10 protein-coding genes are annotated in these 7,205 nt (G+C 50.0%); 4 read left to right on the top strand and 6 right to left on the bottom strand.

Translation table 11 applies throughout. The features are described from left to right. The first annotated feature begins 309 nt into the window (after positions 1–309). Both speD and ABYW01_RS09935 read left to right on the top strand, forming a co-directional pair. Positions 310–1,125: an adenosylmethionine decarboxylase gene (speD, locus tag ABYW01_RS09940; RefSeq protein ID WP_372832428.1), complete on the top strand. Its 816-nt coding sequence runs from the start codon at positions 310–312 to the stop codon at positions 1,123–1,125. 112 nt (positions 1,126–1,237) lie between these two features. Next, positions 1,238–1,459 carry an acetyltransferase gene (locus ABYW01_RS09935; RefSeq protein ID WP_372832427.1) on the top strand — a complete coding sequence of 74 codons (222 nt, stop codon included), beginning with the start codon at positions 1,238–1,240 and terminating at the stop codon, positions 1,457–1,459. 48 nt (positions 1,460–1,507) lie between these two features. Here the strand turns inward: ABYW01_RS09935 and ABYW01_RS09930 are convergent, their stop codons facing one another. Together ABYW01_RS09930 and ABYW01_RS09925 are read right to left on the bottom strand one after the other, a co-directional pair. Further along, the gene (locus ABYW01_RS09930; RefSeq protein WP_372832426.1) at positions 1,508–1,921 is read right to left on the bottom strand and encodes a DUF4399 domain-containing protein; all 414 of its coding nucleotides are present in this window, start codon (positions 1,919–1,921) and stop codon (positions 1,508–1,510) included. A gap of 15 nt (positions 1,922–1,936) precedes the next feature. Then, positions 1,937–2,311, bottom strand: coding sequence for a hypothetical protein (locus ABYW01_RS09925; RefSeq protein ID WP_372832424.1), 375 nt, complete (start codon positions 2,309–2,311; stop codon positions 1,937–1,939). 181 nt (positions 2,312–2,492) lie between these two features. Between ABYW01_RS09925 and ABYW01_RS09920 the strand changes: the two genes are divergently transcribed. Beyond that, positions 2,493–2,939, top strand: a complete 447-nt coding sequence (locus tag ABYW01_RS09920) for a flavodoxin (RefSeq protein ID WP_372832423.1) — start codon at positions 2,493–2,495, stop codon at positions 2,937–2,939. A gap of 71 nt (positions 2,940–3,010) precedes the next feature. On the opposite strand, the gene nfsA is transcribed toward ABYW01_RS09920, so the two are convergent. From nfsA to ABYW01_RS09900, 4 genes are all read right to left on the bottom strand, one after another. Then, positions 3,011–3,748 (bottom strand): oxygen-insensitive NADPH nitroreductase, encoded by a 738-nt coding sequence (gene nfsA, locus ABYW01_RS09915; RefSeq protein WP_372832421.1) that lies wholly within the window; start codon positions 3,746–3,748, stop codon positions 3,011–3,013. Positions 3,749–3,844: 96 nt separating this feature from the next. After that, entirely contained in the window at positions 3,845–4,429 is a 585-nt protein-coding gene (locus ABYW01_RS09910; RefSeq protein ID WP_372832420.1) for an alpha-ketoglutarate-dependent dioxygenase AlkB, read from the bottom strand. A gap of 12 nt (positions 4,430–4,441) precedes the next feature. Next, on the bottom strand, positions 4,442–5,326 hold the full coding sequence (locus ABYW01_RS09905) for a ribose-phosphate pyrophosphokinase (RefSeq protein WP_372832418.1): 885 nt from the start codon (positions 5,324–5,326) through the stop codon (positions 4,442–4,444). Further along, positions 5,307–6,854, bottom strand: a complete 1,548-nt coding sequence (locus ABYW01_RS09900) for a thymidine phosphorylase family protein (RefSeq protein WP_372832417.1) — start codon at positions 6,852–6,854, stop codon at positions 5,307–5,309. The genes ABYW01_RS09905 and ABYW01_RS09900 overlap by 20 nt, the downstream gene beginning before the upstream one ends. Before the next feature lie 128 nt (positions 6,855–6,982). Between ABYW01_RS09900 and ABYW01_RS09895 the strand changes: the two genes are divergently transcribed. Beyond that, positions 6,983–7,205: 4a-hydroxytetrahydrobiopterin dehydratase (locus tag ABYW01_RS09895; RefSeq protein WP_372832416.1), on the top strand; the 223-nt coding region annotated here is incomplete at its 3' end.

Genomic DNA, 7,205 nt, shown 5'->3' with positions numbered 1-7,205 from the left:
GGTGTTTGCTTGCAGGGGTAAAAGTCAGTGGTAGAAATGCGTAAATTCGACTCGCTTTTCTGGTATAGATGAAAATGTTTCTTATTGAACGTAAAAGCGTTGAAATGGTCGATAAAATGCGGTGAATTTATCTCTTTCGAGCAGAAAAAAATTTTCTTTGTGTTTGTTGCGTTCTGCTCTACAATTCGCCCACCAAAAACAGTGTTTTTGTTCCATAATTTACAGACTCTACGAACACCTTTTGTGCACCCTACAGAATGGGTTCGTAGGCCTCTAAAGCATTGATTTTCGTACTGGAGAGCACCCGAGTTGGCATCAAACGGTAAAATTAAACTGCAGGGCTTTAATAACCTGACTAAAAGCCTGAGCTTCTGTATTTATGATGTTTGCTACGCAAAAACTGCGGAGCAAAAAGCAGAGTACATCGAGTATATCGATGAGCAGTACAACGCTGACCGTCTGACAGAAATTCTGACAGAGGTATGTGACATTATTGGCGCTAACGTGCTGAACGTAGCGCGTCAGGATTACGAGCCGCAAGGGGCCAGTGTCACCATTTTGGTAGCTGAAGAGCCGATTAAAGATGCGGAGAATGTCGATCAGACTGAGAAGCCGGGGCCGTTGCCTGACTCAGTGGTAGCACATCTGGATAAGAGTCATATCTGTGTGCATACCTACCCGGAAGCCCATCCGGATAATGGTATTTGTACCTTTCGTGCGGATATTGAAGTATCCACCTGCGGGATTATCTCTCCGCTGAAAGCACTGAATTATCTGATCCATAAACTGGACTCCGATATTGTTACCATCGACTATCGTGTGCGTGGTTTTACCCGTGACGTAGCCGGTGTGAAGCATTATATCGATCACGATATCAACTCCATCCAGAACTTCATCAGTGATGATATTTGTGATCTTTACAGCATGGTGGACGTGAATGTTTATCAGGAAAACATCTTCCATACCAAAATGATGCTGAATGACTACGATCTGGATCAGTACCTGTTTGGTGCGACCAAGGAAGATTTGACGGGTAAAGAAGTGAAAGAGATTACGGATCGTCTGTTTAAGGAGATGCGTGAAATCTTTTACGGCCGCAATCAGCCGGACATGCCAGCCAGATAAGCCTTCTTGTCTTAGGCATAAAAAAACGCGGCCCTGTCCGCGTTTTTTTATGCCTGCTTTTTGATGTTAGCTCCTAAACTTGTAGGTATTACTGCAACACGCGGAGTGAATCATGTTTCTGAAAGAGCGTAAGTATGGCCATTTGATCGAAGTGGTGGAGTTGACTGATCTGTTCGATCCTTACCAGTCGCAGTTGGTAGGACGTTGCCACTATGGTGAGGAGTTGCAGGAAGCAGAGCAGTACACTAAACAGGAACTGTCCTTTCCATCAGGTGAGGCTCTGCCTAAATGCTGGATTGATCCTCACTATAGGGACCATGAGCTGGTGCGCTGATTGCTCAACGCATTCCAGCTCATTCTCATTGTTTTCTTTCGTGGGTGGTTATTTCACCTCTATGGTTATCGGGTCCGATACCACCGGTGGGTTATGTGGTGTGTGAAGGTGATCCCCCAATATCAGTTGCAGGGTATGTTGCCCGGGGGGCAGTGTGAGTGTGGTTTCCGTTTGGCCTCCCCCAAAATGTTTCACCTCGGCGCCTAAGGGTTGATCGAGTGGTGGCAGTGATTCCATATCGATCAACAGGTGATGATGTCCGGTGTTTTCTTTCTCTACACCTGCGGGCGACACGCCCATTCCTTTGAGACCAAAGATCACTTTAAACGTTGTAGAGACCGTTTCCCCATTGCTGGGTGACACGATATACGCTTTGGCAGCATTGTGGCCATCGGCCAGTGCTGCGGCGGAGATTAAACCGCTCAGAACAATCGTTATGCTGTGCGCAATCAGTTTATTCATGGGGCCGTTCCCGTTTTATTTGGTTGCCGACTTTAATGCGGTGGTTTGATTTGTCGTGTTATTGACCGCTGGATGCATCTTTTCCAGTTTACGTTTAACTGCCAGATAACGCGGAGTAGGTCCAACGTCTTCATACACCGGATCACCATCTTCTACCCGGATCACTTTGCTGCCCTGACGGTAGGGCATTGAGGCTTCAACCTCCTGTAAAACCGTATGCAGTAGTGCGGTGATCAGCTCACTCTGATCCATATCGAAGACATCGGCTAATGCCTCTAACCGGATCAAATCGTCGGCGCTGACCGGAAACGAAACCTCCGATAAGCGTGATTTATGATGGGCTTTTGTTTCGAGTTCTTCCAGCAGACGAGAGACATGTAAATTGGCCATATCGACCTCCGTTCCGGGAATCATGAAAAAAGGATAGTTGAGGTGCGGTGAGTTTGCTTTGAACCTAGGACGGCATAAGTTACGCAGCTGCGAAAGTCCCCATTAAACAGAGGTTTTTTTCGTGAGGGAATTTCATTAGAATTGGCGCTCATTTTTTAAGCAGATTGTAAGGTTTTACTCGATGGCGAATATCAAGGTGCTGGTAGGCTCTACCTACGGTAATGCGAAGCAGGTAGCGGATGATTGTGCTGAACAGCTAAACGGTCTTGGTCACAACACCGTCGTTCTGGAAGAACCAGAGCTGGACGAAGTGGTTGCAGAGGAAACAGACGTTTTGTTGGTGTGCACTGCAACCATCGGTTTGGGCGAAATTCCTAACAATCTGATGCCGCTGTACGCGAAGCTGAAAGACAACACGCCGCTGATGCCGGAAAAACGTTACGGTGTTATCTCCCTGGGCGATAGCGGTTACCAGAATTTTGCTAATGCAGGCAAGCAGATGGATGAGTTGATGCAGGAGCTGCAGGTGCAGCGTGTTGGAGAGCCACTGGTGATCGATGCCTGTGAAACTGAAGATCAGGAAGAAGCTGCAAGCGAATGGGTGAGCGGCTGGGCTGCTCAGCTGTAAACGCTAAGCGCAGAAATAAAAAAGCCTGAGCAATGCTCGGGCTTTTTTGTGGGCGTTTAATACGTAAAAGCTTACTTCAATAAGAAACCGCGTTCCTGCAGGAACGGTAGCATGTGAGGGCGAGACTCTTTCACCAGCATACCGGAGATCTGTTCACTCCAGCTCATGTCTTTGGTACCGCCGGTACGGGTCTTATAGTAATCGCGTACATGGGCATCATAGTCGGTGATCAGATCGCGATCGGCTTTGTCATCGTACACGTCCTGTTTCAGCACGACGTTCACGGGTAAACGCGGTTTTACTTCCGGGTTCTGAGCCGGATAACCCAGACAGAGACCAAAAACCGGATACACCATATCAGGCAACTGCAACAGATCAGCCACTTCGGCGATCTTATTGCGCAATCCGCCAATATACACGGTACCTAAGCCGAGAGATTCAGCCGCAACGACCAGATTCTGTGAGAACAGGGCGGTGTCCAATGATGCTGTGATGAACTGCTCGGTGAAGCCCGATTGCATTTGAGCATCATGCATTTCACAGGTGAGCTGATGGCGCTTCATATCGGCACAGAACACCAAAAAGACGGGCGCAGCGGCAACATAGGCCTGACCACCGGCGCAGGCTGCCAGCTTCTCACGTGTGTTTGGGTTGCTGACCTGAATAACTGTACAGGCCTGGATAAAGCTGGATGTAGCCGCTGCCTGACCCGCTTCAATCAACGTTTCGATGGTCGTCTGTTCTATCGGCTGGTCAGTGAACTGGCGGATGGAGCGGTGTGACTTGAGTAGATCGATAACAGCGTTCATACGTAGGGCTCTGCATAACAATTCGAAGATGGCAGAAACCTTAGCAAGTTAATTATCTGTTGAATAGTCACCACATGTGTGGGTTTTATCCTTCTTTCAGCGCACTTGCCTGAAGGTCAGGTTTATTCGTGGCTGGCGGGGCTTTTGAGTCCGCGGAACACTGTGTTGCCAGAAATGCTGTATCTCGCCGCTCATCAACAGCAGAGAACCGTGTTCGAGTATCAGTTCCTGCTTTGTGGTGTGGTTGTCTTTACGGCGCAGTAGAAAACGTCGCGCCTCCCCAAGGCTGATTGATGCGATGATCGGATTTTTTCCAAGCTCAGGTTCATCGTCGCTGTGCCACCCCATACTGTCCAGGCCATCGCGGTAGAGGTTCATCAACACGGCGTTAAATGAGCCGTATCCAAGTGCTTCAAGTTGTTCCCGAAGGCTTTGTATCGCCGGATGCCATGCTTCAGCATCCAGACAGAGATTGGAATAGCGGTACGTGATGCCCGGATCACCCTGGAAGCACTGCAGACGGGGGATCGGGTGTTCTTTCCCGAACAGTTGGATACGATCCTGTTGCCAGTGAATCTCTTCGCTAAGAACCTCCAATAGCCGATCCGCCGCGGTTGTCTGTAAAAAGTGAGTAGCGTAGTCCAGCGTGCCGTTTGGCAGATCAGTGTGTACGTTGGTCATTTCGGGGATGGTTCATCTCAGGAGTTGTTCTTTAGCTGCATTGGCTAATGCTTCGGCAATTTCAATTTTATTACTAGGGTGCGGAATGCAGCTGGTGGTGATGACTTTTGCCACGTCCGAAAGTTGTTCATAGGCATTGTGTGCAAAAAGCCCGTGCACGCCGATGCAATACGGTTGTTTCAGTCCGGCGTGTCTGAGGTGGGTAACGGTTTCCTGCATGGTCCGGCCACTGGAAATAATATCATCCACCAAGACCGGCGTATGTGAATGCCAATTCTCGACCTCGGGCAGGGTTACTTCGACGTCGTAATCGCCGTGGCGAACTTTTTGTAGCACCTGAAATGGAGCATTGGCCAACTGAGCAACCTGTGAAACCCATTGCTCACTTTCGCTGTCAGGGCCGATGAGCAAGGGCTGGCTGACATTGAGCTTGATCCATTCGGCAATGAGCGGTGCTGCCGGAACAACGTGCGTAGGGATACTGTAGATCTCATCCAAACTGTTGTAACGATGCAAATGAGGGTCCACTGTGATCAGCCAATCCAGAGCATCCGAGAGCAGACGGGCATAGGGGCGGGAGCTGACACACTCGCCGGGTTGAAAGCGTTTATCCTGTCGCATGTAAGCCAGGTAAGGTGTGATCAAGCCAATCTGTCGAACACCTAGTTCACGTAGGGTGTCTATTAGAAATAACAGGCGCAGGGTCTTTTCATCGGGGCGATTGAGGTTACAGAAAATGGCCACATCTCGCCCTTCGCACCTATTCAGCACACGCAGGTAGCTTTCGCCGTCTGGAAACCGGCGTTGATCGAGCTTTCCTGTCTCTGCCTGCAGCGCGTTGCCGAGTTTGGTTGCCAGTACGGGGTCTGAGTCGAGGTTAAAGAGCAATGGTTTCATCGTAGGCCTCCTTGTCTGTACTGACCTGAACCGTCTCTTCATGGGCTTCCAGATATTCGACGGCGTAATTCAGTTCGCCCACGCTTTCCGCATGGATCGTGAGTAACGGCTGATTTGGACGCACCTGATCACCCAGTTTGACGTGTATCTCAACCCCGGCGGCCAGATCGGCAGGGGCTCCTGCCAATTTAGCGACTTGTGAGAGTCTGCGGTTATCCACACTCTGGACCCAGCCCTGTTGATGCGCGATAAGTTCAAAGCGATAGGGTGCGATAGGTGGTTCGCGCAGGCCGCCCTGGGCTTCACAGATTTTCTTGAACTTATTCCAGGCCTTGCCTGTTTCTATCAGTTCACGTGAACGCTTCTTACCTTCCCCTTTAGGCAGTTCGGTCACCATCTCCAGCATAGCCCCGGCCACTTCGATTGAGCGCTCTTTCAGGTCGGTTGGAGCATCCGGTGTGTTCTGCAACACGGCAAGAATATCGCGGGCCTCCAACGCGGGGCCTACACCAAACCCGACCGGCTGACGGCCATCACTGAACATAATGTCGATGGTCAGGCCCAGTGCGTTGGCCACTTTTCGGAAGCTATCCGCTAATTTTTCCGCCGATTCTTGACTGCGTACTTTTGCGGTCGGGCCAACGGGCATATCAATAAGTACATGGGTGGCACCGGCTGCGATCTTTTTCGATAGTACTGATGCGATTAGCTGACCTTCACTATCAATATCCAGTACACGTTCCACTTTAATCAGCAGATCATCGGCGGGGGAAAGGCGCACGGAACCGCCCCAGGCTAAACAGCCGCCATTTTCGCAAACCACTTTTTTCATCTCATCCAGAGATAGGGAGACATTAGTCAGGGTTTCCATCGTATCCGCTGTACCAGCGGGTGAGGTGATCGCGCGGGATGAGGTTTTCGGAACGGTCAGTCCGCTGGCGGCAAGAATAGATACAACAATCGGCGTGGTGCGGTTACCGGGTAAGCCACCGACACAGTGTTTATCTAACACAATGGGGAGACCCCAGCTGATTTTACTGCCGGAGTTAACCATCGCTTCGGTCAGGTCGGTGATCTCACGATTGTTCATGTTGTCGTTACCGCAGGCAGTGATGAATGCTGCCAGATGAACGTCTGCGTAACGCCCGCTAACGATATCGTCGATGATCTCCTGATACTGTTCCCGTTTAAGGGTATGGCCATAGACCTTTGCGCGGATGTGAGAGATTGAACCGATAGGTTGTGGGTGGGAGGCCCAAATACTATCCCCTTCCTCCAGCTCCAGTTTCTTCCAGGCGGATTCCGATAAGCCTATTTCCCCGCGGCGCAGTAGTTCGCCGGTGATGATATTCAGTGTGGCGATCACGTGAGAGTGTTCAGTACGCACTAAGACGCGGGAAAGTGCTGAAAAGCCTTCGGATTTACACACTGCACTGTCTGCACGCAGGTAAATGGTAAGCTCCTGATGAGTGTCCAGACCTAGACGGCGGGCTTTGAGGGGTGTCATCCTTTCTGGTATGAAAATCATATAAGTACCTCCCGATCAGGTCAGTATAAGTGACTGTATCTGATACTGTAATAGGCTCATTGATCAAGCTCAGGCGAATTTCAATCAGGCAGCTATGCTTTCATATGTGAATCCTAGGAGGGTGGGCTGTGAGTGAGCTAATTGATGAATCCTGTAGTGCGTGCCGTGTTGGGGCGGCACAGGTGGGTGAAAAGGAGAGTCGTGAATTACTGTTACAAATCCCGGATTGGGCTATTGTGACGTTGAAGGAGATTCCTCAACTTAAACGTGAGTACAAATTCGGCAATTTTGTTGATGCCCAGCGCTTCTGTAACAAAGTGGCGGACATGGCAGAGTCCTTTAATCACCACC

Source organism: Pontibacterium sp. (assembly GCF_041587635.1).
GTDB lineage: Bacteria > Pseudomonadota > Gammaproteobacteria > Pseudomonadales > Balneatricaceae > Pontibacterium.
Note: the sequence above shows the minus strand (reverse complement) of the source record. Positions and strands in the feature narration are given on the sequence as shown.